At 70.0% G+C, this 25,404-nt stretch carries 23 protein-coding genes and 1 riboswitch; of the genes, 22 read left to right on the top strand and 1 reads right to left on the bottom strand.

All coding sequences use genetic code 11. The features are described 5' to 3' along the window. The first annotated feature begins 22 nt into the window (after nt 1-22). From rplT to WDU99_RS08070, 22 genes are all read left to right on the top strand, one after another. Nucleotides 23-409, top strand: coding sequence for a 50S ribosomal protein L20 (rplT, locus tag WDU99_RS08175; RefSeq protein ID WP_337331962.1), 387 nt, complete (start codon nt 23-25; stop codon nt 407-409). 92 nt (nt 410-501) lie between these two features. After that, nucleotides 502-1,308: a TrmH family RNA methyltransferase gene (locus WDU99_RS08170; RefSeq protein ID WP_337331961.1), complete on the top strand. Its 807-nt coding sequence runs from the start codon at nt 502-504 to the stop codon at nt 1,306-1,308. Between the two features lie 96 nt (nt 1,309-1,404). Continuing rightward, the gene (locus tag WDU99_RS08165; protein WP_337331960.1) at nt 1,405-2,154 is read left to right on the top strand and encodes an amino acid ABC transporter ATP-binding protein; all 750 of its coding nucleotides are present in this window, start codon (nt 1,405-1,407) and stop codon (nt 2,152-2,154) included. A 32-nt stretch (nt 2,155-2,186) separates the two neighbouring features. Beyond that, a complete protein-coding gene (locus tag WDU99_RS08160; protein ID WP_337331959.1) occupies nt 2,187-3,107 on the top strand; it encodes a glutamate ABC transporter substrate-binding protein in 921 nt (306 codons plus the stop codon). A gap of 75 nt (nt 3,108-3,182) precedes the next feature. After that, nucleotides 3,183-3,839: an amino acid ABC transporter permease gene (locus WDU99_RS08155; RefSeq protein ID WP_337331958.1), complete on the top strand. Its 657-nt coding sequence runs from the start codon at nt 3,183-3,185 to the stop codon at nt 3,837-3,839. Then, entirely contained in the window at nt 3,836-4,765 is a 930-nt protein-coding gene (locus tag WDU99_RS08150) for an amino acid ABC transporter permease (protein WP_337331957.1), read from the top strand. The genes WDU99_RS08155 and WDU99_RS08150 overlap by 4 nt, the downstream gene beginning before the upstream one ends. Before the next feature lie 46 nt (nt 4,766-4,811). Beyond that, the gene (gene pheS, locus WDU99_RS08145; RefSeq protein WP_337331956.1) at nt 4,812-5,852 is read left to right on the top strand and encodes a phenylalanine--tRNA ligase subunit alpha; all 1,041 of its coding nucleotides are present in this window, start codon (nt 4,812-4,814) and stop codon (nt 5,850-5,852) included. Continuing rightward, on the top strand, nt 5,852-8,377 hold the full coding sequence (gene pheT / locus WDU99_RS08140; RefSeq protein WP_337331955.1) for a phenylalanine--tRNA ligase subunit beta: 2,526 nt from the start codon (nt 5,852-5,854) through the stop codon (nt 8,375-8,377). The genes pheS and pheT overlap by 1 nt, the downstream gene beginning before the upstream one ends. A gap of 40 nt (nt 8,378-8,417) precedes the next feature. Then, nucleotides 8,418-9,002: a pyridoxine/pyridoxamine 5'-phosphate oxidase gene (locus WDU99_RS08135; protein ID WP_337331954.1), complete on the top strand. Its 585-nt coding sequence runs from the start codon at nt 8,418-8,420 to the stop codon at nt 9,000-9,002. A 133-nt stretch (nt 9,003-9,135) separates the two neighbouring features. Further along, nucleotides 9,136-10,101: an NAD-dependent epimerase/dehydratase family protein gene (locus WDU99_RS08130; protein ID WP_337331953.1), complete on the top strand. Its 966-nt coding sequence runs from the start codon at nt 9,136-9,138 to the stop codon at nt 10,099-10,101. Between the two features lie 27 nt (nt 10,102-10,128). After that, a riboswitch (TPP riboswitch) is annotated at nt 10,129-10,222 on the top strand. Further along, entirely contained in the window at nt 10,214-11,056 is an 843-nt protein-coding gene (thiM, locus tag WDU99_RS08125; protein WP_337331952.1) for a hydroxyethylthiazole kinase, read from the top strand. It overlaps the preceding riboswitch by 9 nt. After that, nucleotides 11,053-13,179 carry a bifunctional hydroxymethylpyrimidine kinase/phosphomethylpyrimidine kinase gene (locus tag WDU99_RS08120; protein WP_337331951.1) on the top strand — a complete coding sequence of 709 codons (2,127 nt, stop codon included), beginning with the start codon at nt 11,053-11,055 and terminating at the stop codon, nt 13,177-13,179. Before thiM ends, WDU99_RS08120 begins: the two co-directional genes overlap by 4 nt. A 263-nt stretch (nt 13,180-13,442) precedes the next feature. Continuing rightward, nucleotides 13,443-14,495 (top strand): N-acetyl-gamma-glutamyl-phosphate reductase, encoded by a 1,053-nt coding sequence (argC, locus tag WDU99_RS08115; protein WP_337331950.1) that lies wholly within the window; start codon nt 13,443-13,445, stop codon nt 14,493-14,495. Then, nucleotides 14,492-15,649 carry a bifunctional glutamate N-acetyltransferase/amino-acid acetyltransferase ArgJ gene (argJ, locus tag WDU99_RS08110; RefSeq protein WP_337331949.1) on the top strand — a complete coding sequence of 386 codons (1,158 nt, stop codon included), beginning with the start codon at nt 14,492-14,494 and terminating at the stop codon, nt 15,647-15,649. Before argC ends, argJ begins: the two co-directional genes overlap by 4 nt. Then, a complete protein-coding gene (gene argB / locus WDU99_RS08105; protein WP_337331948.1) occupies nt 15,646-16,545 on the top strand; it encodes an acetylglutamate kinase in 900 nt (299 codons plus the stop codon). Before argJ ends, argB begins: the two co-directional genes overlap by 4 nt. Before the next feature lie 32 nt (nt 16,546-16,577). After that, complete coding sequence (locus tag WDU99_RS08100) at nt 16,578-17,765, top strand: acetylornithine transaminase (protein WP_420063998.1); 1,188 nt, start codon at nt 16,578-16,580, stop codon at nt 17,763-17,765. Next, nucleotides 17,762-18,697, top strand: a complete 936-nt coding sequence (gene argF / locus WDU99_RS08095) for an ornithine carbamoyltransferase (protein ID WP_337331946.1) — start codon at nt 17,762-17,764, stop codon at nt 18,695-18,697. Before WDU99_RS08100 ends, argF begins: the two co-directional genes overlap by 4 nt. Then, the gene (gene argH, locus WDU99_RS08090; RefSeq protein WP_337331945.1) at nt 18,697-20,121 is read left to right on the top strand and encodes an argininosuccinate lyase; all 1,425 of its coding nucleotides are present in this window, start codon (nt 18,697-18,699) and stop codon (nt 20,119-20,121) included. Before argF ends, argH begins: the two co-directional genes overlap by 1 nt. An 85-nt stretch (nt 20,122-20,206) precedes the next feature. Further along, nucleotides 20,207-20,851, top strand: coding sequence for a SatD family protein (locus WDU99_RS08085; protein ID WP_337331944.1), 645 nt, complete (start codon nt 20,207-20,209; stop codon nt 20,849-20,851). After that, nucleotides 20,848-21,597 (top strand): hypothetical protein, encoded by a 750-nt coding sequence (locus WDU99_RS08080; protein ID WP_337331943.1) that lies wholly within the window; start codon nt 20,848-20,850, stop codon nt 21,595-21,597. The genes WDU99_RS08085 and WDU99_RS08080 overlap by 4 nt, the downstream gene beginning before the upstream one ends. A 39-nt stretch (nt 21,598-21,636) precedes the next feature. After that, nucleotides 21,637-22,938, top strand: a complete 1,302-nt coding sequence (gene tyrS / locus WDU99_RS08075) for a tyrosine--tRNA ligase (protein ID WP_337331942.1) — start codon at nt 21,637-21,639, stop codon at nt 22,936-22,938. An 11-nt stretch (nt 22,939-22,949) separates the two neighbouring features. Then, nucleotides 22,950-23,765, top strand: coding sequence for a DUF4184 family protein (locus WDU99_RS08070; protein ID WP_337331940.1), 816 nt, complete (start codon nt 22,950-22,952; stop codon nt 23,763-23,765). Nucleotides 23,766-23,820: 55 nt separating this feature from the next. Here the strand turns inward: WDU99_RS08070 and WDU99_RS08065 are convergent, their stop codons facing one another. Beyond that, the gene (locus tag WDU99_RS08065) at nt 23,821-25,119 is read right to left on the bottom strand and encodes a CoA transferase (protein WP_337331939.1); all 1,299 of its coding nucleotides are present in this window, start codon (nt 25,117-25,119) and stop codon (nt 23,821-23,823) included. Nucleotides 25,120-25,404: the final 285 nt, after the last annotated feature.

The raw sequence follows: 25,404 nt of genomic DNA, 5'->3' as shown, positions 1-25,404 counted from the left end.
GTACGAAGAGGAATACACGAAAATGGCTAGAGTCAAGCGGGCCGTAAACGCCCAGAAGAAGCGTCGCGTCATCCTGGAACGCGCCTCGGGTTACCGTGGCCAGCGTTCGCGTCTGTACCGCAAGGCGAAGGAGCAGGTCACCCACTCGCTCGTCTACGCGTACCGTGACCGTCGCAAGCGCAAGGGCGACTTCCGTCGTCTGTGGATCCAGCGCATCAACGCCGCTGCCCGCCAGAACGGCATCACGTACAACCGCTTCATGCAGGGTCTGGGCCTGGCCGGTGTGCAGGTCGACCGCCGCATGCTCGCCGAGCTCGCCGTGACCGACGCCGCCGCGTTCGCGTCGCTGGTCGAGACCGCGAAGCAGGCGCTGCCCTCGGACGTCAACGCTCCGAAGTCGGCCGCCTGATCGGTTCGCTCTCCGGAAACGGGCGTCTCCCTGCGGGGAGGCGCCCGTTTCGCATCCCCGGATCGGGGTCATCGCGCCGATAGACTGGCCCCGTGCTGGAGAATCCTCGCTCACCCCGCGTCCGTGCCGTCGCCAAGCTGTCCAAGCGCAGCGCCCGCACCGAGACCGGGCTGTTCCTGCTCGAGGGGCCGCAGGCGGTCCGCGAGGCGCTGCGCTATCTGCCCGAGGCGATCGTCGAGCTGTTCGCGACGCCGACGAGCTGGGAGAAGCACGCCGACGTGCGCGACCTCGCGGCGGACGCCGACCTCGAGGTGCAGTACGTGACCGAGGACGTCCTCTCGGCGATGGCCGACACGGTCACCCCGCAGGGGCTCGTCGCCGTGGCGAGGCAGACGCCGACCGCGGTGAAGGACATCTTCGCGGCATCCCCGACGCTCATCGCGATCTGCGAGGAGGTGCGCGATCCCGGCAACCTCGGCACGATCATCCGCGCCGCGGACGCGGCGGGGGCGGATGCCGTCGTGCTCACCGGCCGCACCGTCGATCCGTACAACCCGAAGGTCGTCCGCTCCACGACCGGATCGCTGTTCCACCTGCCGATCTCGGTGGGCGGCGAGCTCGACGACGTGGTCACCCGTGCGCACGCCGCGGGCATGCAGGTGCTGGCCGCCGATGTGCAGGGCGACGATCTGCTCGCCGCGCGCGCCGAGGGCGTGCTGGACCGCCCGACGGCCTGGCTGTTCGGCAACGAGGCGCGCGGGCTCGAATCGGATGCCCTCGCGCTGGCCGATCACGCCCTCAAGCTGCCGATCTTCGGCCGGGCCGAGTCGCTGAACCTCGCCACCGCAGCGAGTGTCTGCCTGTACGAGAGCGCCTTCTCGCAGCGCGCCGCCGGCTGACGACGCCGCGCCCGGGCCATCGGGCACGGTCACGAAACGGTAAAACCCGCCGTGCGCGCACGGTTCGCCGGCGCCTGCGGCCCTAGAGTTGTCGTCATGGCAGAGAGCAGAGACGCCCTCGTGGTCGTCGAGAACGTGCAGAAGCACTACGGCGATTTCCAGGCGCTGAAGGACATCGACCTCACCGTCGAGACGGGCGAGGTCGTCGTGGTGATCGGGCCCTCCGGCTCGGGCAAGTCGACGCTGTGCCGCACCATCAACAGGCTCGAGACGATCACCAGCGGCGAGATCCGCATCGACGGCAAGCTGCTGCCGGCCGAGGGCAAGGCCCTGGCGCATCTGCGTGCCGAGGTCGGCATGGTGTTCCAGTCGTTCAACCTCTTCGCCCATCTGACGATCCTCGAGAACGTCACGCTCGGACCGATCAAGGTGCGTGGACTGAAGAAGGTGGATGCTGAGAAGGAGGCCATGGCGCTGCTCGAGCGCGTCGGCGTGGCGCAGCAGGCCTCGAAGCTCCCCGCGCAGCTCTCCGGCGGACAGCAGCAGCGCGTGGCGATCGCGCGCGCCCTGGCCATGCGCCCGAAGGTCATGCTGTTCGACGAGCCCACCAGCGCGCTCGACCCCGAGATGATCAACGAGGTGCTCGACGTGATGATCGGGCTGGCCAAGGAGGGCATGACGATGATCGTCGTCACCCACGAGATGGGCTTCGCCCGCAAGGCCGCCAACCGCGTGGTGTTCATGGCCGACGGGCAGATCGTCGAAGAGGCCACGCCCGAGGAGTTCTTCACCAACCCGCAGAGCACACGGGCCAAGGACTTCCTCTCGAAGCTGCTCACGCACTGACTTCCGACCACCCATCCCATAAGGAGACGAACATGCGACGTACACGCACACTGGCAGGGCTCGGCATCGCGACCGTGGCCCTGTTCGCACTGACCGCCTGCAACAGCGGCAGCCCGACCAGCCCGGGTGGAGATGGCGGCGACGGCGGGGATGGCGGCGACGCACCCGCATACGAGGTCGCCACCGACGTCCAGCTCGAGGGCAGCCCCACGTTCGATGCGATGGTCGAGCGCGGCGGCCCGATCATCGGCGTCAAGGAAGACCAGCCCAACCTCGGCTACCTCGACGTCACCACGGGTGAGCGCAGCGGCTTCGACATCGAGATCGCCCGCTGGATCGCGGCCTCGCTCGGGTTCGAGGAGGGCGACATCACCTACGAGCCGATCGCCTCGGCCAACCGCGAGCAGGCGCTCGTGAACGGCGACATCGATTACTACGTCGGCACCTACTCGATCACCGACTCCCGCAAGGAGCAGATCGACTTCGCCGGACCCTACTTCGTCACCGGTCAGGGCTTCCTGGTCGGAGCGGACAGCGAGATGACCGAGGTCAGCGACGTCTCCGACTTCAACGGCATGACGGTCTGCTCGGCGACGGGTTCGACGCCGATCCAGAACATCAAGGACAACTACCCCGAGATCAAGACGCAGGAGTACGACATCTACTCGCAGTGCGTCGAGGACCTGCTCAGCGGCAAGGTCGACGCGGTCACCACGGACGCGGCGATCCTGATCGGCTACGCGGCACAGAACCCCGACGAGCTGAAGGTCCTCGACGGACTGTTCACCGAGGAGCGCTACGGCGTCGGCATCCCGAAGGGCGACACCGCCCTGCTGGAGCACATCAACACGCTGTTCACCGACGGTGGCGACACCTGGCAGGCGATCTTCGACGCGACGCTCGGACAGTCGGGCATCTCGGTCGACCAGCCGGCCGTCGACCCGGTCGAGTAATCCGCATCGACGGGGAGCCCGCCGTCGGCACACCGGCGGCGAGCTCCCCGTCGACACCTCAGAGAAGGAGCGTCCGTGGACGCGATCAACGGAAACCTCGACCTGTGGGCCGAGGGCATCACCTACACCCTGCTGGTGTTCTTCGGCGGTGGCATCATCGCACTGGTGCTGGGGACCATCGTGGGCGCCATGCGCGTCTCGCCGGTGCCCGTCGCCCGTGCGGTCGGCACGCTGTACGTCACCTTGGTGCGCAACACCCCGCTGACACTGGTCTTCTTCTTCTTCGTCTTCGGGTACAGCGCTCTGGCGCTGCCCACCCTGTCGAACACCGTGCTCGGCATCCTCGCCATCGGCGTCTACACGGCCACGTACGTGGCTGAGACGCTGCGCGCGGGCATCAACACCGTGCCGGTCGGTCAGGCCGAGGCGGCCAGGGCGATCGGGTTGCCGTTCGGGCAGGTGATGACCCTGGTGGTGCTGCCGCAGGCGTTCCGCTCGGTCGTCCCGCCGATGATGAGCGTGTTCATCGCCCTGCTCAAGAACACCACGGTCGCGGCCGGCTTCTCGATCGCGGTGCTGCCGCAGCTGCAGTCGACCATCTCGAACTCCCACACCCGCACGGGCAGCCCGATGGAGGTCCTGCTCTGGGTGGCACTCATCTTCATCGCCCTGGTCATGCTGCTCACCTGGCTGCAGCGAAGCCTCGAGAAGCGTTGGAGGATCGCACGATGACTTCCGTCCTCTTCGACGTTCCCGGCCCGAGGGCACGGCGCCGCAATGCGATCCTGGCGGTCGTCACCGTCGCGGTGGTCGTCGCGTTCCTCGCGTTCATCGTCTGGCGACTGACCCTCACCAATCAGTTCAGCGCCGCGAAGTGGAACGTCTTCACCTACAGCGTCGTCTGGTCCTCGATCGGCGAGATGCTGCTGAACACGCTGCGCGCCTTCGCACTGGCCGCCGTGCTCAGCCTCGCCCTGGGATTCATCCTCGCGATCGGACGCCTCTCCGATCACAAGTGGGTGCGCGTGCCCGTCACCGTCATCACCGAGCTGTTCCGCGCGGTCCCGGTGCTCGTGATGATGATGATCCTCTACTACGGGCTCCCCACGCTCGGGGTGAAGGTCGACCCGTACTGGGCCGTCGTGCTGGCGCTGATGGTCTACAACGGCTCGGTGCTCGCCGAGGCGCTCCGGGCGGGAATCGAGGCGCTGCCCCGTGGCCAGAGCGAGGCCGGCTACGCGATCGGACTCCGCAAGAGCGGTGTGATGATGCTGATCCTGCTGCCGCAGGCCGTGCGCGCCATGCTGCCGGTGATCGTCGCGCAGCTGGTCGTCGTCATGAAGGACACCGCGCTCGGGTTCATCATCACCTACCAGGAGCTGCTGTACTACGCCAAGCTGCTCAGTTCGCAGCCGGGGCGCCCGATCCTGCAGTCCGCGCTCGTCATCGGCGGGATCTACATCGTGATGTGTCTGATCCTGTCCGGCATCGCGAAGTGGCTCGAGGTGCGCACCCGGCGGTCGCCGAAGCTCAAGGGATACACCCCAGACGCCGGTGATCAGGATCCGCGCATCCACGAGGGCTCGACGGTCACCGAGGTGATCGCCATGCAGAGAGGCGCCGGCAAGTTCGACGGCACCAACACGGGTGCAGGGTGAGCCATCCGGACGGCGCGTGTCCTGAGCGCCGGTAGACTCTGATCTCGTGTCAGAGACTCCCGAGATCACCTCCGAAGCGGTCGAATCCGCCGTCGATGCCGCGCTTGCGGCGATCGCCGCGGCATCCGACACCGCCCAGCTGAAAGCCGCCCGCGCAGCGCACGTCGCCGACGGGTCTCCGCTGGCCGTCCTGAACGCATCCATGCGCCAGGTTGCCCCTGAGCACAAGGCCACGTTCGGCAAGCTGATCGGGCAGGGCAGGGGCCGGGTCACCCAGGCACTCGCCGCCAAGGAGACTGAGCTCGCCGAGGCCGAGACCGCGGCGCGGCTGGAGTCCGAGCGGGTCGACATCACGGCGATCGCCTCGCGTTCGCGCGTGGGCGCCAGGCACCCGCTGCCTCTCATGCAGGAGCAGATCAGCGACATCTTCGTCGGAATGGGCTGGGAGATCGCGGAGGGACCCGAGCTCGAACACGAGTGGTTCAACTTCGACGCGCTCAACTTCGACGAGGACCACCCGGCGCGTCAGGAGCAGGACACCTTCTACGTCGACCCGACCTCGCGTCACCTGGTGATGCGCACGCACACCAGCCCGGTTCAGGTGCGCTCGATGCTCGACCGCGAGGTGCCGATCTACGTGCTGTGCCCCGGCCGGGTCTACCGCACCGACGAGTTCGACGCGACGCACCTGCCGGTGTTCACGCAGGTCGAGGGCCTCGTCGTCGACAAGGGCATCACCATGGCACACCTGAAGGGCACGCTCGATCACCTGGCCCGCCAGCTCTTCGGAGCCGAGGCGAAGACGCGCCTGCGCACCAACTACTTCCCGTTCACCGAGCCCTCCGCCGAGTTCGACCTGTGGCATCCGACCTTCAAGGGCGGCGCACGCTGGATCGAGTGGGGCGGCTGCGGCATGGTCAACCCGAACGTGCTGCGCGCGGCGGGGATCGACCCCGAGGCGTACAGCGGGTTCGCGTTCGGCATCGGCGTCGAGCGCGCCCTGATGTTCCGCAGCGATGTGAAGGACATGCGCGATATGGCCGAGGGCGATGTGCGCTTCAGCGAGCAGTTCGGGATGGTGGTGTGATGCGCATTCCGCTTTCCTGGCTGCGCGAGTACGTCGATGTGGCAGCGGATGCCACGCCGGAGGACGTCCTGGCGTCGTTCCTCTCGGTGGGCTTCGAGGAGGAGGACGTCCACCGCATCGAGATCAGTGGTCCGGTGGTCGTCGGGCAGGTGCTCGAGATCGTCCCCGAGCCGCAGAAGAACGGCAAGACGATCAACTGGTGCCAGGTCGACGTCGGCCCGGCGAACGGCGGTGTCCGCGGCATCGTCTGCGGCGCGCACAACTTCGTCGTCGGCGACAAGGTCGTGGTGACCCTGCCCGGCGCCGTGCTGCCGGGGCCGTTCCCCATCGCCGCCCGCAAGACCTATGGTCACGTCTCCGACGGCATGATCGCCTCGGCGCGCGAGCTGGGTCTCGGTGACGAGCACGACGGCATCATCGTGCTGTCGACCCTCGGTCTCGATCCCGAGGTCGGATCGGATGCCATCGAGCTGCTGCACCTGAACGACGCGGCGGTCGAGATCAACGTCACGCCCGACCGCGGCTACGCATTCTCACTCCGCGGCGTCGCCCGGGAGTACGCGCACGCCACAGGAGCCGAGTTCCGCGACCCTGCCGACCGTGACTTCGCCGAACTGCAGCCGGGCTCCGGCTTCGACATCCGCGTCGACGACAGGGCGCCGATCCGCGGCAAGGTGGGCGCCAGCGAGTTCGTCGCCCGCGTGGTGCGCGGTGTCGACCCGTCGCGCCCCACCCCTCCGTGGATGGTCGCGCGCCTCGCGCTGGCCGGCATGCGCTCGCTGGGCGTGCTGATCGACATCACCAACTACGTGATGCTCGAGCTCGGCAACCCGATCCACGGGTACGACCTCGACAAGCTGCAGGGCGGCATCGTCGTGCGCCGTGCGACCGAGGGCGAGCGGATGACGACTCTCGACGGTCAGGACCGTGCACTGCACGTCGAGGATCTGCTCATCACCGACGGCTCCGGACCGATCGGCCTCGCCGGCGTCATGGGCGGCGGCACCACCGAGATGAGCGACACCACGCGGAATGTGCTGATCGAGGCCGCGACCTTCGATCCCGTCACGATCGCCCGCACGGCGCGTCGTCATAAGCTCCCCAGCGAGGCGTCCAAGCGCTTCGAGCGCGGCGTCGACCCGCTGGTCCCGTTCGTCGCCGCGCGCCGCGTCGCCGACCTGATGGTCGAGCTCGCCGGCGGCAGCCTGACCGACGAGGGCGGTGCGCTGTACACCGAGGTCGAGATCGCCGGCATCGACCTGCCGCGCGGGTTCGCCGATGGCCTCATCGGCGTCGAGTACACCGACCAGGAGGTCGTCGGCGCGCTCGAGATGATCGGCGCCGAGGTCACGCCTTCGACGAGCTCAGGGACCCAGCAGAACGACGGATGGTTCGTCATCCCGCCGAGCTGGCGTCCCGACCTCACCGACAAGTGGACGCTGGTCGAAGAGGTCGCGCGCATCCACGGACTCGACCGCGTCCCCTCGGTGCTGCCGACTCCGCCGTCCGGCCGCGGATACACGGCGCTGCAGCAGGGCCGCAAGCGCGTGGCAGACGCCCTCGCGGCTGCAGGCTTCGTCGAGACGCCGTCGTTCCCGTTCACCACCGCTGAGGCCAACGACCTGCACGGCTCGGCCTCGGGTGAGAGCCTTCCCGGCATCCGACTGGCCAACGCGCTCGACGGACAGGCGCCGTTCCTGCGCCGCTCGCTGCTGCCGGGACTGGTGCAGACCGCGCACCGCAACATCTCGCGTGGTCTGGTCGATCTGGGTGTGTTCGAGGTCGGCTCGGTCTTCACGCCCGAGCCCGGCGTCGAGTACGGCACGGAGTTCGTCCCGCCGCTCGGCCAGCGCCCTGACGACGAGACGATCGCCGCACTGAACGCCGCGATCCCGCCGCAGCCGCGTCATGTCGCCGCCCTCCTGGCGGGCAACATCACGCCGCGTCAGCCCGGCAGATCGGCCGAGCACGTCGAGCTCGCCGACGCACTCGACGCCGTGACGGTGATCGCCGTCGCCGCGGGTGTCGACATCGATGTGGCGCAGACGCAGCGTGCGGCACTGCACCCGGGTCGCGCCGGCGCGCTGAGCGTGCGCGGCGAGGCGATCGGGTACGTCGGCGAGCTGCACCCGCAGGTGTCGGCCGACGCCGACCTGCCGGGCCGCGTCTTCGTGCTCGAGCTCGATCTCGACCGTCTGCTGACGCTGGCAGGGGAGCGCGTGGTCGCCGGTTCGCTGTCGACCTTCCCCGCGGCCACGCAGGACGTCTCGCTCGTCGTCGACCACGAGGTCCCGGCCGCCGAGGTGCGCGCCGCCCTGGTCGAGGGAGCGGGGGAACTGCTCGAATCGGTCCGTCTGGTGGACGACTACCGCGGCGAAGGGCTCGGCGAGGGGCAGAAGAGCCTCAGCTACGCGCTGCGCTTCCGGGCATCCGATCGCACTCTGACCGCGGCCGAGGCGACCGAGGCGAAGCTCGCCGGCGTCGCCCTCGCGACCGAGCGCTTCGGCGCGAGCATCCGCGACTGATCGCGTTCCGTCAAGGGAGCGGGCAGGTAGGCTCGCTCCCATGACGGACGCCGGATGGTTGAGATCCCTTCCGAGTCTCACCGGCACCGCACCCGCACTCGATCTGCACGCCCTGCCCGTCGACCCTGAGACGCTGTTCGGCGAGTGGCTCACGGATGCCGTCGACCGCGGCGTGCCCGAGGCCCACGCCATGACCCTCGCGACGGTCGATGCGGACGGCATGCCGGATGCCCGCACGCTGATCCTCAAAGAAGTGGGCGCTCATGGCTGGGCGTTCGCCGGGCACCGCGACTCCGCGAAGGGCGGACAGCTGCGACAGAATCCCGCCGCCGCACTGAGCTTCTGGTGGCAGCCGCTGATGCGCGCCGTGCGCGTGCGGGGACGCGTCGTGCCGGCATCCGAGACCGAGAGCGCAGCCGACCTCGCGGCGCGCTCCGCGGCCGCGCGCGCGGGCATCGCACCGGGGGAGTGGATGCTGTGGCGTGTCGTCCCCGAGCGCGTCGAGTTCTGGCAGGGCAGGGCCGACCGCAACCACGCGCGGATCGTCTACCGACGCGGAGCGCACGGTTGGACTCATCGGATGCTGCGCGCCGAGGCTGCGGCCGATCGGGAGGAAAGCGGGTGAGCGATCACCAGGTGACGACAGTCGGCGGGGACCCGACCGCGCCATGCCCTGGTAGCCGGGCGGGCGACGATCCGCCCCTCCGGTGTGAGCGGAACCGCTTGCACCCTCGCCGGGTGAACGGTGGCATGGAGGCATGACCCAGGTGCTCATGCTCGGCGGAACCGGATGGCTCTCGACGCGGATCGCGCAGCGGTGGCGGGACACCGGTGCCGAGGTGACCTGCCTGGCTCGTGGCGCCCGCCCGGCACCGGAGGGCACGCTGCTGCTGCGCGGCGACCGCGACGACCCGCACGTGTACGACGCGCTCGCACTGCGGGACTGGGACGAGGTCGTCGACATCTCGTCGCGCGCCGACCACGCGCGTGCCGCCGTCGCCGCGCTCGGCGACCGAGCCGCGCACTGGACGTACGTCTCATCGGTGTCGGTGTACGCCGACGAGATGACGATCGGCCTGGATGAGTCCGGGCCGCTGCACGAACCGGCCCAGGACGGCGAAGAGTACGAGTACGCCGCGCAGAAGGTCGCGGCCGAGCAGGCGGTGAGCGCCCTGGGCGAGCGTGCGTTCATCGTGCGTCCGGGACTGATCGTCGGCGACGGCGACCCGAGTGATCGGTTCGGCTACTGGGCGGCGGCGTTCGCGCGGGCAGGCGACGGTCCTGTGCTCACCCCCGTGCTCGCCGACCGGTACACGCAGGTGATCGACGTCGACGACCTCGCCGACTACATCGCCGCCGAGCCGCGCTCGGGCTTCGTGAACGCGATCGACGACCCGCGCCCGCTCGCGGAGGTCATCGACCTGTCCCGCAGCGCGGCGCAGCACAGCGGCGAGGTCGTCGCGGCCGACGACGACTGGCTCGAGGCACACGACGTGCAGTACTGGATGGGGGAGCGCTCGCTGCCGCTGTGGCTGCCGCACGACATGACCGGTTTCGCGCGCCACGACACCACCGCATACCGGGCATCCGGCGGTCGCGCCACGCCCCTCGAGCAGACGATCCGACGCGTGCTCGCCGACGAGCGTGCGCGCGGCCTCGATCGCGAGCGCCGTGCCGGGCTCCGCCGCGCAGACGAACTCGCCCTGCTCGCGCAGCTCACCTGATGCGCGCTGCGCTTCGCTAGACTCGCGGGCAGTGACACGGGGTGCCGCACGCGCGGCTGAGAACACACCCGTCGAACCTGATCTAGTTCGTACTAGCGAAGGGATGTCGCCCATGAGCGATCGTCTGCGTCCATCCACCCGTATCCCGGCAGTCGCCGGCGAGCTGCTGCAGGGGGTGCGCGGCACCCCGCCGCTGACCCACTGCATCACCAACGCCGTCGTCACCGGCTTCACCGCCAACGCGCTGCTCGCCGTCGGGGCCGCCCCGGCGATGGTCGACATCGTCGGCGAGGCCGGGATGTTCGCGCGCATCGCCTCCGGCCTGGTCGTGAACCTCGGCACCCCGACGCCCGAGCAGCGGGCCGCGATCCTCGAAGCCGTGCGGGGAGCGGACGCGGCCGGCACGCCGTGGGTGCTCGACCCCGTCGCCGTCGGCGCGCTGCCGGTGCGCACAGCACTGGCATCCGAACTGCTCGCGCACCGCCCCACGGCCGTGCGCGGCAACCCCAGCGAGATCCTCGCGCTGGCCGGCGACGGTGCGGGCGGCCGCGGCGTGGACGCGGTTGACACACCGGATGCCGCCGCGGACGCGGCGCGCAGCATCGCCGCCCGGACCGGTGCCGTCGTGGCCGTGTCCGGCCCCGTCGATCTGCTCACCGACGGCGAGCGGGTGATCCGCATCGCGAACGGCGACGCGCTGCTCACGCGCGTGACCGGCGGCGGCTGCGCGCTCGGTGCCGTTATGGCGGCCTTCCTCGGCGCCTCGCGTGCGAAGGACGTCGATGCGCTGGACGCCGTCGCTGCTGCCGCACTCGTGTACACGGTGGCCGCCGAGCGGGCCGCTGCCGTCGCGGGTGGCCCCGGAAGCTTCGCCGTCGCACTGCTCGACGCCCTCGACGCGGTCGGTGCGGACGACGTCGCCGCTCGAGCCCGCACCGATGAGGGGATGCTGTGAACCCCGAGCTGTGGATCCATCTCGTCACCGATCCGGAACTGTGCGGCGAGCGTGGAGTCGTCGAGACGGTGCGCCAGGCAGTCGCCGGCGGGGTGACCGTCGTGCAGCTGCGCGACAAGCACGCCGACGACGCGGCCGTCGTCGATCAGCTCGTGCAGCTGTCGCAGGTCATCGACGGGCGCGCCCTGCTCGTGGTCGACGATCGCGTCGACGCCGCCATCGCGGCCCGCCGACGCGGAGCCGCCGTGGACGGCGTGCACCTGGGACAGTCCGACATGCCGGTTGCCGAGGCCCGCCGGCGACTCGGACCGGATGCCGTCATCGGCCTCACCGCGAACACGCCGGCCCATCTGGCGGCGCTCCGCGAGCTTCCCGAGGGAACGGTCGATTACGTGGGCGTCGGCGTGATCCGGCCCACCAGCACCAAGGTCGATCATCCGCCCGCGCTCGGCGTCGACGGCTTCGGCGCGCTCGCCGCGGACAGCCCGGTGCCGGCGGTCGCCATCGGCGGGATCCGCATCGACGACGTCGCGCCGCTGCGCAAGGCGGGTGCGGCCGGCATCGCCGTGGTCTCGGCCATCTGCGCGGCGGAGGACGCCCGCAGCACCGCACAGGAGTTCCGTCGACACTGGACCGGCCGCGTCGCCCCGCGGGTGCTGAGCATAGCCGGCAGCGACCCCTCCGGGGGCGCGGGCATCCAAGCCGACCTGAAGGCGATCGCCGCGAACGGCGGATACGGCATGGCGGCCATCACCGCGCTGACCGCGCAGAACACGCGCGGCGTGCGAGAGGTGTACGTGCCGCCCGCCCCGTTCCTCCTGGCGCAGCTGGACGCGATCTCCGACGACATCCACATCGACGCCGTCAAGATCGGGATGCTGGCGGATGCCGAGGTCATCGATGTCGTCGACTCCTGGCTGGCGGCGCACCGACCCACCACGGTCGTGATCGATCCGGTCATGGTCGCCACCAGCGGCGACAGGCTGCTCGACCCGCGCGCCGAGTCCGCGCTGCGCAGCCTCGCACTTCGGGCCGACCTGCTCACGCCGAACCTCGACGAGCTCGCCGTGCTCGCCGGACGCGCGCTGGAGGGCTGGGATGACGCGCTGCGCGCGGCACAGGCGGTCGCCGCGGAATCCCATGCACTCGTGCTGGTGAAGGGCGGGCACCTCGCGGGCCCCGACGCCCCTGATGCGCTCGTCGATCGGGATGGCGGGATCACCGTCTTCCCCGGGGCGCGGATCGCCACGACGAGCACGCACGGCACGGGTTGCTCGCTCTCCGCGGCACTCGCGACCGTGCGCGCGACGGGCGTCGAATGGCCCGAAACGGTGGGGGCCGCCCGTGCCTGGCTGCGGGAATCGCTGCATGCCGCGGATTCCCTCGACGTCGGACGGGGGAGCGGTCCGATCAGTCACTTCGCCGGGCTGTGGCGACGCGGCGGACTGCAGATCAGGCCGACGGCCGACACCATCCGCGAGGAGTGGTGGGACGGCATCGCCGACATCCGCCGGGAAATAGACAGGCTGCCTTTCATCCGCGGACTCGCCGAGGGCACACTGGCGCGCGGACTGTTCCTGACCTATCTCGCCCAGGATGCGCTGTACCTGCGCGAGTACGCCCGAGTGCTCGCCGAAGCGGCCCGGCGCGCGCCCACCCCGGTCGAGCAGGCGTTCTGGGCGGACGCCGCGCAGGGCGCGATCGCCGGCGAGCTGGAACTGCACGCTTCGTGGCTCACCCCTGAGACCGGCATCTCGGCGGCGACCTTCGCGGCTTCGCCGAGCGCCGTCACGACGGCGTACCTCGATCATCTGCGCGCCGTGGCCTTCTCGGGCGACTACCCGACCCTGATCGCCGCCGTGCTGCCGTGCTTCTGGCTGTACACCGACCTCGGCGCGCGCCTGCATGCGGGCGAATTCGGCGCACAGGCGCTCGATGCCGCGCATCCGTTCGCCTCGTGGCTGGCGACGTACGCCGACCCCGCGTTCGCAGAGGCGACCGAGCGGGCGATCAGGTACGTCACCGAGGCCGCGGCCGGAGCCAATGACGGAACGCGCGAGCGCATGCGCCGCGCGTTCGAGGCGGCATCCGTGCACGAACGCGCATTCTTCGACCTGCGCTGAGTGGGCGCGTCGGGTGTCGATTTGCGGATGCCGACGGTGAGCCGATATCGTCACCGCATGCCTTCGGCTCCGCACCTCCGCCCGACGCGCACTCCGCGCGTCGCTCCGGTGCGCGTGCGTCGACGCCGCGGCGACCGCCGACTCTAGGCGACCCCGCCCCCTGCGCCGCTGCATCGGCACGGGGAGCCACCTTCGGTGGAATGCGGTGTCGCCGCCTCGGCCAGGCCCGTCATCGGGCGCACACCGACCGTTAAGGTAGAAGCATGACGCATACCGTCGCCGTCTCCGGCGCATCCGGCTACGCGGGGGGCGAGATCCTGCGGCTTCTCGCCGCACACCCCGACATCGAGATCCGCACCGTGACCGCGCACTCCAACGCCGGGCAGCGTCTTGTCGAGCACCAGCCGCACCTGCGCTCGCTGGCGCAACTCGAGTTGCAGCCGACGACACCCGAGCTTCTCTCCGGACACGACATCGTGTTCCTCGCGCTGCCGCACGGCCAATCGGGCCAGTACACCGATGCTCTCGGTGACACGCCGCTCGTGATCGACGCCGGGGCCGACCACCGGCTGACGTCTCCGGATGCCTGGGACGCGTTCTACGGCGGGCACTTCCACGAGCCGTGGGCCTATGGCGTGCCCGAGCTGATCGTCGGCGGCGTCAAGCAGCGGGAGAACCTGCGGGGCGCGCGCCGCATCGCCGCCCCCGGCTGCAACGCATCGACGGTCAGCCTCAGTCTCGCGCCCGGTGTCGCGGCCGGGGTCATCGACCCTTCCGACATCGTCAGCGTGCTCGCGGTCGGACCTTCGGGCGCCGGCAAGAGCCTCAAGCCGCACCTGCTCGGAAGTGAGCTCCTCGGCACGGCCAACCCGTACGCGGTGGGTGGGACGCACCGGCACATCCCCGAGATCCGCCAGGCGCTCGCCGCGGCCGCACCGGTTCCCGCCGACAGCATCCGCATCTCCTTCACCCCCGTGCTCGTGCCGATGGCGCGGGGAATCCTCGCCACCTCGACCGCGCCGATCGTCGACGGCGTCAGCGACGCGCAGATCCGCGACGCCTGGCAGAGCGCCTACGGCGATGAGACGTTCGTTCAGCTGCTGCCCGAGGGAACCTTCCCCCGCACGGCCGACGTGCTCGGCGCCAACACCGCGCTGATGGGGCTGGCCATCGATCGCGCCGCGAACAGGGTCACCGTCGTGACCGCGGTCGACAACCTCGTCAAGGGCACCGCCGGCGCTGCCGTGCAATCCATGAACCTCGCGCTCGGTCTTCCCGAAGACCGCGCGCTCACCGTGAACGGAGTAGCGCCGTGACCGTCACCGCACCCCAGGGCTTCGAGGCGGCCGGCGTCGCCGTGGGCCTGAAGCCCACCGGAAAGCCCGATGTCGCCGTCGTCGTCAACCGCGGTCCGCGCAAGGTCGGTGCTGCCGTCTTCACGACCAACCGCGCCAAGGCGAACCCGATCATCTGGTCTCAGCAGGTCATCGCCGATCGCGTCGTCGAGGCGATCGTGCTCAACTCCGGTGGAGCGAACTGCTTCACCGGACCGTTCGGATTCCAGACCAGCCACCTCACCGCCGAGAAGGCGGCCGCGTTGCTCGAGGTCAGCGCCGGCGATGTGCTGGTCTGCTCCACCGGGCTGATCGGCACCGGCGACGAGGTGTTCCGCGGGAAGGTGCTCGAGGGCGTCGAACAGGGCGTCGCCGCGCTCAGCGCCGATGGCGGCCCGTCCGCGGCCGAGGCGATCATGACGACTGACACCGTCGCGAAGACCGGGGCGGTCTCGCGCGACGGCTGGACGATCGGCGGCATGGCGAAGGGCGCGGGCATGCTCGCGCCGGGGCTTGCGACCATGCTCGTCGTGCTCACCACCGATGCCGATCTCGATGCGGCGGAGGCGGATGCCGCGCTGCGGCGCGCCACCGGGGTCACCTTCGACAGGCTCGACTCCGACGGCTGCATGTCGACGAACGATCAGGTCACTCTGCTGGCCAACGGCGCCTCGGGCATCCGACCCGATATGGACGACTTCGTCGATGCGCTCACCGGGCTCTGCCACGAGCTCGCGTCGAAGCTGCAGCAGGACGCCGAGGGCGCCAGCCACGACATCACCATCGAGGTCACCGGCGCCGCCACCGAAGCCGAGGCGGTCGAGGTCGGCCGCTCGGTCGCACGCAACAACCTGTTCAAGGCCGCGATCTTCGGGAATGACCCCAACTGGGGCCGTGTGCTGGCCGCGATCGGCACGACCGCCGCGCAGTTCGACCCGTACGACGTCGACGTGTCGATGAACGGCGTGCGCGTGTGCACGGCCGGCGGCCCCGACCGTCCCCGTGAGGAGGTCGACCTCACCCCCCGCGCCACCCATCTCGAGATCGACCTCAAGACCGGCGAGGCCACCGCGACCATCCTCACCAACGACCTGACCCACGACTACGTGCACGAGAACAGCACCTACGCCTCATGACCGATCTGCAGGACACCGCCCCCGAGGAAGCCGCGAACAAGGCCGCGACCCTCATCGAATCGCTGCCGTGGCTGAAACGCTTCCGCGACCAGATCGTCGTCGTCAAGTACGGCGGCAACGCCATGGTCAGCGATGAGCTGCAGGAGGCCTTCGCGCAGGACATCGCCTACCTGCGCTACGTCGGCGTGCAGCCGGTCGTCGTGCACGGTGGCGGTCCGCAGATCTCGACAATGCTCAACCGGCTCGACATCCCCAGCGAGTTCAAGGGCGGCTACCGGGTGACCAACACCGAGGCGATCAGCGTCGTGCGGATGGTGCTCACCGGACAGGTCAACCCGCAGCTGGTCGGCAAGATCAACTCCCACGGACCGATCGCGACCGGCCTGAGCGGTGAGGACGCCGGCTTGTTCGGCGGTCGTCGCCGCGGTGTCATGATCGATGGCGAAGAGGTCGACCTCGGCCGGGTCGGCGACGTCGTGCAGGTCGACCCGACACCGGTGCTCGACCACCTCGCCGCGGGACGCATCCCCGTCGTCTCATCGATCGCTCCCGATCTCGATCACCCGGGGCAGTCGCTGAACGTGAACGCCGACGCGGCGGCATCCGCCCTGGCCGTCGCCCTCGGCGCCCGAAAACTGGTCATCCTCACCGACGTGCCCGGGCTGTACGCCGACTGGCCCAACCGGGATTCGCTGGTGTCGCACCTCACCTCGAGCGACCTCACCCGCATGCTGCCGTCGCTCGAGTCGGGCATGATCCCGAAGATGCGCGCGTGCCTCGACGCGGTCGAGGGCGGAGTCGATGCCGCGGCAATCATCGACGGGCGGGTGCCGCACTCGGTGCTCGTCGAACTGTTCACCAGCAAGGGGATCGGAACGGAAGTGGTGGCGAAGTGAGCGACTGGAACGCAGATGCCTCCCGCGATCTGATGAGCCTGGGCGGGCGCCTCGCGATGCTCACCCGCGGCGAAGGCTCGTGGGTGTGGGATGCGGATGACAAGCGCTACCTCGACTTCCTCGGCGGGATCGCCGTGAACTGCCTGGGCCACGCGCACCCGGTCTTCGTCGAGGCCGTCTCGACCCAGGCCGCGACGCTCTCGCACGTGTCGAACTACTTCGCCACCCCCGCGCAGCTCGAGATCGCCGCGCGGCTCAAGCGCCTCGCCGGCACCGGAGAGCGCGGACGCGTGTATCTTGCCAACTCGGGTACCGAGGCCAACGAGACCGCGATCAAGCTCGCCCGCCTGCACGGCGCGCGGTTCGCCGAGCGCGGTGAGCGGGTGCGCACCCGCATCGTCGTCGTCGAGGGAGCGTTCCACGGACGCACCATGGGCACGCTGTCGCTGACCCCGAAGGCGGCGTACCGCGATCCCTTCCTGCCCGCGATCCCCGACGTGGTGACCGTCGAGCAGTCGATCGAGAGTCTCGACGCGGCCTTCGCCGACGGCGACATCGCGGCGATGATCGTCGAGCCCATCCAGGGGGAGGCCGGCGTCGTGGAGATGCCAGACGGCTTCCTGGCGCGTGCTCGTGCGCTGACCGCCGAGCACGACGCGCTGCTGATCCTCGACGAGGTGCAGACCGGGTCGGGCCGCACCGGCGAGTGGTTCGCCTTCCAGCGCGAAGGCGTGATCCCGGATGCCGTCACGGTGGCCAAGAGCATCGGCGCCGGGTTCCCGCTGGGGGCGCTGATCACATTCGCGGCCGCCAGCGATCTGTTCTACCCCGGCACCCACAACTCGACCTTCGGCGGCAATCCGCTGGCCAGTGCCGTCGCGAACGCCGTGCTCGGATTCATCGAGGACGAGCACGTCCTCGACAACGTCGTCGCCCGCGGTGACGAGCTGCGGACCGCCGTCGAGGAGCTGCCGCAGGTGACCGGCACCACCGGGGCCGGTCTGCTCATCGGCATCCGACTGCGCGACCCCATCGCCGCCCAGGTGCGCGCCGCCGCGCACGAGCACGGCCTCATCATCAACGCACCCACTCCCGACGTCATCCGCATTGCACCGGCGTACACCATCGGCGACGCCGAGGTGCAGGAGTTCCTCACCCGTTTCGGCGCGGCGCTCGCCGACGTCGCAGCATCCGCATCCACCCAGGAGACCCTCGTATGACCCGCCACCTGCTTCGCGATGACGACCTGACCCGCGCCGAGCAGACCGAGATCCTCGATCTCGCGCTCGAGCTCAAGAAGGACCGCTGGGCGAACAAGGCCCTGGCCGGTCCGCAGACCGTCGCCGTCATCTTCGACAAGTCGTCCACCCGCACCCGCGTCTCGTTCGCCGTCGGCATCGCCGACCTCGGCGGCTCGCCGCTGATCATCTCGACGGCGAACAGCCAGCTCGGCGGCAAGGAGACCCCCTCCGACACCGCCCGCGTGCTCGAACGCCAAGTCGCCGCGATCGTCTGGCGCACCTATGCCCAGGCGGGGCTCGAAGAGATGGCGCGCGGCACGCGGGTGCCCGTCGTCAACGCGCTCTCCGACGACTTCCACCCCTGCCAGCTGCTCGCCGACCTGCTCACGATCCGCGAGCACAAGGGCGAGCTGGCCGGACTCACGCTGACCTTCTTCGGCGATGGCCGCAGCAACATGGCGCACTCCTACCTGCTCGCAGGCGTCACCGCCGGCATGCACGTGCGCATCACCTCGCCGGCCTCGTACGCACCGCGCGCCGACGTCGTGGCGGCCGCCGAGAAGCGCGCCGCCGAGACCGGCGGATCCGTCACCCTGCTCACCGACCCGCGTGAGGCCGCGCTCGGCGCCGACGTGGTGGTCACCGACACCTGGGTGTCGATGGGCAAGGAGGACGAGAAGATCAGCCGGCTGCGCGAGCTGGGCGGCTACAAGGTCACCACCGAGATCATGTCGCTCGCCGATCCCGAGGCGATCTTCATCCACTGCCTCCCCGCCGACCGCGGGTACGAGGTCGACTCCGAGGTGATCGACGGGCCGCAGAGCGTGGTGTGGGACGAGGCCGAGAACCGGCTGCATGCGCAGAAGGCGTTGCTGGTCTGGCTGCTCGAGAAGCAGGAGCAGGCGGCGTGATGGCTGACGCGTACGGCACCAATGAGGGAGCGCTCTGGGGCGCCCGATTCGCCGGCGGGCCCTCGCCGGAGCTCGCCGAGCTGAGCCGGTCGACGCAGTTCGACTGGATCCTCGCGCCCTACGACATCGCCGGATCCCACGCGCACGCCACGGCGCTCGAGGCCGCCGGCTATCTCGAGGCGGAGGAGGCCCGGATCATGCACGCCGGGCTCGACGCACTCGCCGCCAAGGTCGCCGATGGCACCCTGCTGCCCGCCCCGGGTGACGAGGATGTGCACGGCGCCCTCGAGAAGGCCCTGATCGCCGAGGTCGGAGCCGAGGTCGGCGGCCGCCTGCGCGCTGGGCGCAGCCGCAACGACCAGATCGCCACCCTGGTGCGGATGTACCTGATCGACCACGCACGGGTGATCGCCCGTGACCTGCTGCGCGTGATCGATGCGCTGGTGGCCCAGGCCGAGGCGCACCCCGAGGCGATCCTGCCCGGACGCACGCACCTGCAGCACGCGCAGCCGGTGCTGCTCGCCCACCACCTTCAGGCGCACGCCTGGCCGCTGGTGCGCGAACTCGAGCGGCTGGTCGACTGGCGTGTGCGCGCGGGCGTCTCGCCATACGGTGGGGGAGCGCTCGCCGGCTCGACACTCGGGCTGGACCCGGCGCTCGTCGCCCGTGAGCTCGGGTTGGATCGTCCGGCGGAGAACTCGCTCGACGGCACGGCGGCGCGCGATGTCGTGGCGGAGTTCGCGTTCATCACCGCGATGACCGGCATCGACCTGTCGCGGCTGAGCGAGGAGATCATCCTCTGGAACACGAGGGAGTTCGGCTTCGTCACGCTCGACGACGCGTACTCGACGGGCTCGAGCATCATGCCGCAGAAGAAGAACCCCGACATCGCCGAGCTCGCGCGCGGCAAGTCCGGTCGGCTGATCGGCAACCTGACGGGCCTGCTGGCGACGCTGAAGGGTCTGCCGCTGGCCTACAACCGCGACCTGCAGGAGGACAAGGAGCCCGTCTTCGACTCGGTGCAGACCCTCGAGGTCGTGCTGCCGGCCTTCGCCGGCATGATCGCGACGCTGCGCTTCGACACCGCGCGCATGGCCGAGCTCGCTCCACAGGGCTTCTCGCTCGCCACCGACGTGGCGGAGTGGCTGGTGAAGCAGCGTGTGCCGTTCCGCGATGCGCACGAGATCTCGGGTGCGCTCGTGCGCGCGTGCGAGGAGCGCGGGATCGGACTCGAGGATGCCGATGACGACCTGCTGGCCTCCGTGTCGGTGCACCTGACTCCAGACGTGCGCGGGGTGCTCTCGATCGAGGGGTCGGTCGCCTCGCGATCGGGTGCGGGAGGCACCGCGCCGGTGCGGGTGGCCGAGCAGCGGGCCGAATTGGTCGCCCGTACGCAGGCGGCCGCGCACGCTCTTGGCCTATGACGACCGGGCATGCACATCCCGCGACTATTCGTGTGAAATAACCGAATAAGTTATAAATCGCCATTAGTCGTGTTACGGTTATGCCATGGTTGTGGCAGTGATCGCCGACATCATCGGGTCGCGTCGACTCGATGACAGGAACAGCGCACAGCGCACGTTCGACGAGACGATCGCCCTCGTCGAACGCGAGCATCCCCTGGCAGAGCAGCCGCTACGACCGACGGTGGGGGATGAGCAGCAGGGTGTGTACGCCACACTCGCCGACGCGCTGACCTCGCTGCTCCTGCTGCAGCTCGCCCTGCCCGAGGACAGTGAGTTCCGCTTCGGGCTGGGGATCGGGGCGGTGACGTCCGTCGAGTCCGCGCATCGCGAGCTCTCGGATGGTCCCGGCTGGTGGGCGGCCCGCGACGCGATCGAGGTCGTGCACGCCAGGCAGGACAGGGCCGTGCCGAGCGCGCGCACCTGGATCGTCGGTGCCCCGGGGCAGGATGAGGTCATGGAGACCGTCATCGCCGCATCCAACGCCTATCTGCTCGCTCGCGATGAGATCGTCGTGCGCATGACGGCGAGAGAGAGACGCATCGCCTACGGCCGATTCGGCGGCATGTCGCAGCAGGCGCTCGCCGAGCAGGAGGGCGTCACTCAGCCGAGCGTGTCGAAGTCGCTGCGCAGCTCGGGTGCGGTCGCACTGCTCGAGGGCATCGAGCTGTTCCAGGGGGTGACCGCGTGATCCTCACCGCGTTCACGCTGGTGGCGATCGGCGGCGGCGATCTGCTGCGGCGCTTCGTGCCCGCCCGTCTGGCGCGCACGGTGCTCCTGCTCCTGCTGGCGGCGGCCGTCATCGTGACCGGCGCCTGCAGTGACGCGATCATCCCCGCCGTGATCGGCGTCGTCATCGGCGGTGCGTGGATCTGGCTGATGCCGCTGGATGCCACCGGCAGGGCGTCTTTCTGGCCCGCGGTTCTGGTTGCGGTGGTCGCGACCGCGACCACCGCGCTCATGCCGGCGCGCGACGAACCAGGCGTGATCGGCGCGGTGTGGCACCTGCCCGCGCCCGACGGGGAGATCCCGTTCGATGTGGCGATCCTCGCGGTCGGCGTCGTGCTGTTCGTCGGCGAGTCCGCGAACCTCATCGTGCGCGCCGCGCTGGACCGCGAGGGCACCTGGCGGCCCGCCGAGCAGGGCGGGCTGTTCCGGGGCGGTCAGCTGCGCCAGTCACCGCAGGCGGCGACGGGATTCCAGGGCGGACGACTGATCGGGCCGCTGGAGCGCTTCCTCGTGGTCGTGCTGATGCTGGCCGGGGCATATGCGCTGCTCGCGGCGATGCTGGCGGCGAAGGGCATCGTGCGCTTCCCGGAGATCTCGAAGGACGGCGAGACGGGCGCGCGCGCCGAGTACTTCCTGGTGGGCAGCCTGGTCAGCTGGGTGGTGGCGCTCGGCGCGGCACTCCTGCTGTGGTGGGGCGCCCGCGTCTGACGGCGGGCGGTCGACCTGCGCGCTGATAGCCTGGGACGCGTGTCTGAAACCGCTCTGACGACAGCGCCCGAGGCGCTCGATCCCGCGTTCGAGAACGTGTGGGACGAGCTCGTCTGGCGTGGCCTCGTCCACGTGTCCACCGATCAGGAGGCGCTGCGCGCCCTGCTCTCCGGGGACCCGATCACGTATTACTGCGGCTTCGACCCCACTGCTCCGAGCCTGCACCTCGGCAACCTCGTGCAGCTGCTGACCCTGCGTCGCATCCAGCTCGCCGGCCACAAGCCTCTGGGTCTGGTCGGCGGCTCGACCGGCCTGATCGGCGACCCCCGCCCCACCGCAGAGCGCACGCTGAACACCCGCGAGACCGTCGAGGAGTGGGTGGATCGGCTGCGAGCCCAGGTCGAGCGCTACCTCAGCTTCGAGGGTGAGAACGCCGCGCGCATCGTCAACAACCTCGACTGGACCGCGCCCCTGAGCGCGATCGACTTCCTGCGCGAGATCGGCAAGCACTACCGGGTCGGCACGATGCTGAAGAAGGATGCCGTCGCTGCGCGCCTGAACTCGGATGCCGGCATCAGCTACACCGAGTTCAGCTACCAGATCCTGCAGGGCATGGACTTCCTCGAGCTGTACCGCTCGTACGACTGCGTGCTGCAGACCGGCGGATCCGACCAGTGGGGCAACCTCACCAGTGGCACCGACCTCATCCATCGGGTGGAGGGCGTCTCGGCGCACGCTATCGGCACTCCGCTGATCACGAACAGCGACGGCACGAAGTTCGGCAAGAGCGAGGGAAACGCGATCTGGCTTGATGCCGAGATGTGCAGCCCGTACCGGATGTACCAGTTCTGGCTCAGCACTGCGGATGCCGACGTGATCGACCGGCTCAAGGTGTTCACATTCCTGACGAGCGCCGAGATCGCCGAGTACGCGGCCCTGGTCGAGGCCGAGCCGTTCCGTCGTGCGGCGCAGAAGCGGCTCGCCCTCGAGGTGTGCGCGACCGTGCACGGCATCGCGGCGACCGCGGCGGTGATCGCAGCATCCGAGGCGTTGTTCGGCCAGGGCGACCTGACGACGCTCGACGCGTCCACGCTGCGCACAGCGCTCGACGAACTGCCCAACGCGACTCTTCCCGAGGGAACCGGCGTCGTCGAGGCGCTGGTGGCGACCGGCCTCGTCTCCAGTGCCTCGGAGGCCCGTCGCGCTATCGCGCAGGGTGGCGTGTCGATGGACGGCGAGAAGGTGACTGCCGACGACGCGGTCGTCGGCTTCGCGCTGCCAGGGGCGGTGACCGTGCTGCGTCGCGGCAAGAAGACCCTCGCCGGCGTGTTCGCCGGCTGAGTCGGTCCGTCATGCCCTTCACCCCGAGCCACGCGATCGTCGCGCTGCCGTTCATCCGCACGCCGCTGGTTCCGGCAGCGATCGCGATCGGTGCGATGGCGCCGGATCTGCCCCTGTTCGTGAGGGTCGGTGCGACGTACGGCTTCACGCATTCCGCCGTGAACGTGGTGTGGACGACGCTGATCGCCCTCGTGCTCTTCCTGGTGTGGAGGGTGGTGCTTCGGCCGGGTCTGGTCGAGCTCGCACCGGACCCCATCGCCTGGCGGATGCCCGAAGACTGGCGGCGCACCGGCCCGGCGGTCGCGCTCGACGCGGTCGGCTCGGGAGACCGGTTCGGCCGTCCGCTGCTGCTGGTGCTGTCGCTGATGATCGGTGTGCTCTCGCACATCGTGTGGGACGCGTTCACCCACGAGGGGCGCTGGGGTGTCGTGGCGTTCCCGGTGCTCGATGAGATGTGGGGTCCGCTGCTCGGCTACAAGTGGCTGCAGTACGGGTCGGGGATCATCGGCCTGGTGATCCTGGCGGTCTTCGCGATGCGGTGGATCCGCAGACGACCGGTGCTGCAGCACGTCCGTCTGCTGCCGAACTGGCTGCGGTGGGTGTGGATGCTCACTCTGCCTGCCATGCTTCTCGCCGCCTGGCTGCTGGGGCTCGCCGCGTTCGGCCCGCTGTCGGACGAGTTCACCGTGCAGCACCTCGCGTATCGCACCCTGCCCACCGCCTCCGGCCTGTGGGGCGGGATGACGGTGCTGCTGTGCGTGGTCATCGTGCTGCTGCCACGGCATGCGCCGGCGAAGCAGGAAGCTTCTCGGACCGCATCGCGTTGAGGGTTATGACAACGTGCGCGGGCCGTCGCGCTCGACGCGTGATGGGCGAGCGCGGTCAGGGCGTCGGCAGCCACTCGGGGGCGTCACGACCCCACGCGCGCGGTGGCGCGTACAGGGTCGGCGAACCGGGCCACACGACGGCGGGCACCGCGGTCGTGACCCGCTGCCCGTCGACGTCGAAGGACTGCGTCACGGGGTCGGCCGGCGGATCGCCGACCGTGCGGGCTGCCTCGCCGCGCGGCATCCCGAGCAGTTCGGCGGCGACGCGTCTCAGCGAGGTGCGCACGGTCCACGTGCCGCCCTCGTCAGCGCGGCGACGCAGGGCATCGGCGATGCCGGCCGCGAGCAGGTACCCCGCCGAATGATCCAGCGCCTGGGCGGGCAGCGCACCCGGGGTGTCGCCGCCGTCGGGCGATTCCAGCCACGCGATGCCCGACTCCGCCTGCACGAGGCTGTCGAAGCCGCGCGGCGAATCGGCGCCGGGCCAGGCCGTCAGCTGGGCGATGACGAGATGCGGGTGTCTCGAGGCCAGTGCGTGCGGCGCGAGTCCCAGCCGGCGCAGTCCGTCGGGTCGGTAGCCGAGCACGACCGCATCGGCACCCGCAAGCAGCTGCTCCAGACGATCCGGCTGCGCGCGGATGTCGAGCAGCGCCGTGCGCTTGCCGTGGCCGGTGTCGAGATGCTGCCAGGTGAACTCCGGGCGCTGCGGGGCGTCGATCCGCAGCACCTCGGCTCCGGCGAGTGCCAGTGTGCGCGTGGCGACGGGGCCCGCGATCACCCGCGTCAGGTCGAGCACCCGCACGCCCCGCAGGGGCTGTGCGGCCGATGCGGTGGGAAGGCGACGAGGGGGAGCATCGCCGAGACGCTCGGTGGCGACGATCGGATGCTGTCGCAGCGCCGCATCGGGAGCCGGATCCTCTGTACGCACGGGTACGCACAGACCGCCGACGGAGCCGATCGCCGAGACCGCGGCGGACATGGACAGTTCTCGCAGGCGGGCTGCGACGTCGTCGGCTCCCGCGGAAGCGGAGAGCGCGAGGCCAGTGCGCAGTGCCGTCGCGTGGTGCGGATAGTTGCCGTGCGTGCGAACCCACCCATCGGCGACGGGCCAGAAGCGCGAGAGCGATGACCACGCACCGGGGCTCGACCCGTCGATCAGGAGGTGCCGTTCACTGCGATAGGCCGCGGCGATGCGCGATGCGTCGGGATGCATCGCCACGTCCGTCGGCGGCGAAAGGCGGGCGAAGGCACGGCCCGCGGCGGTCACGCTGCGCCAGGCGAGTGCACCGACGGACAGCGACGAGGGCAGGGGGACCGGAGGGTGCGCATCGTGCACTGCGGAGGGCGCCGACATGCGTCGATCGTACGTCGACGGGGGCCGGAAGCGCTTGTGACCTGGGATGATCCCTCCAGAGGGACTCGTGCGACACGCCCGGGATGCTGCGGTGATTTGCCGGGATGCCGGGATCCACGTAAATTATTACTTGTTCGCCCCAAGCGGTTGAGCGGAAGGCCAGAAGGCCTGGCTCCCCTCCAAGTAGCGAACACCACTTCTAACTTTCACTCACGGCAACGTTGGTGTAAGGTAGAGGTTCCGGCTCCGGCTTGGCTGCACAGCAACCCCTGGAACGTCCGGTAT

Source organism: Microbacterium bandirmense, from assembly GCF_037204185.1.
Lineage (GTDB): Bacteria > Actinomycetota > Actinomycetes > Actinomycetales > Microbacteriaceae > Microbacterium > Microbacterium bandirmense.
The sequence above is the reverse complement of the archived record's forward strand: the minus strand, read 5'-3'. Positions and strand labels throughout refer to the sequence as shown.

Bases quoted from the DNA above. Each gene is read 5' to 3' on its own strand.
- argF (WP_337331946.1), top strand. From the start codon at position 17,762: ATGACCCGCCACCTGCTTCGCGATGACGACCTGACCCGCGCCGAGCAG.
- thiM (WP_337331952.1), top strand. From the start codon at position 10,214: ATGAGCGATCGTCTGCGTCCATCCACCCGTATCCCGGCAGTCGCCGGC.
- argB (WP_337331948.1), top strand. From the start codon at position 15,646: ATGACCGATCTGCAGGACACCGCCCCCGAGGAAGCCGCGAACAAGGCC.
- WDU99_RS08150 (WP_337331957.1), top strand. From the start codon at position 3,836: ATGACTTCCGTCCTCTTCGACGTTCCCGGCCCGAGGGCACGGCGCCGC.
- WDU99_RS08160 (WP_337331959.1), top strand. From the start codon at position 2,187: ATGCGACGTACACGCACACTGGCAGGGCTCGGCATCGCGACCGTGGCC.
- WDU99_RS08085 (WP_337331944.1), top strand. From the start codon at position 20,207: ATGGTTGTGGCAGTGATCGCCGACATCATCGGGTCGCGTCGACTCGAT.
- WDU99_RS08130 (WP_337331953.1), top strand. From the start codon at position 9,136: ATGACCCAGGTGCTCATGCTCGGCGGAACCGGATGGCTCTCGACGCGG.
- pheT (WP_337331955.1), top strand. From the start codon at position 5,852: ATGCGCATTCCGCTTTCCTGGCTGCGCGAGTACGTCGATGTGGCAGCG.
- argC (WP_337331950.1), top strand. From the start codon at position 13,443: ATGACGCATACCGTCGCCGTCTCCGGCGCATCCGGCTACGCGGGGGGC.
- WDU99_RS08135 (WP_337331954.1), top strand. From the start codon at position 8,418: ATGACGGACGCCGGATGGTTGAGATCCCTTCCGAGTCTCACCGGCACC.
- WDU99_RS08070 (WP_337331940.1), top strand. From the start codon at position 22,950: ATGCCCTTCACCCCGAGCCACGCGATCGTCGCGCTGCCGTTCATCCGC.
- argH (WP_337331945.1), top strand. From the start codon at position 18,697: ATGGCTGACGCGTACGGCACCAATGAGGGAGCGCTCTGGGGCGCCCGA.
- WDU99_RS08100 (WP_420063998.1), top strand. From the start codon at position 16,578: ATGAGCCTGGGCGGGCGCCTCGCGATGCTCACCCGCGGCGAAGGCTCG.
- WDU99_RS08065 (WP_337331939.1), bottom strand. From the start codon at position 25,119: ATGTCGGCGCCCTCCGCAGTGCACGATGCGCACCCTCCGGTCCCCCTG.
- rplT (WP_337331962.1), top strand. From the start codon at position 23: ATGGCTAGAGTCAAGCGGGCCGTAAACGCCCAGAAGAAGCGTCGCGTC.
- WDU99_RS08165 (WP_337331960.1), top strand. From the start codon at position 1,405: ATGGCAGAGAGCAGAGACGCCCTCGTGGTCGTCGAGAACGTGCAGAAG.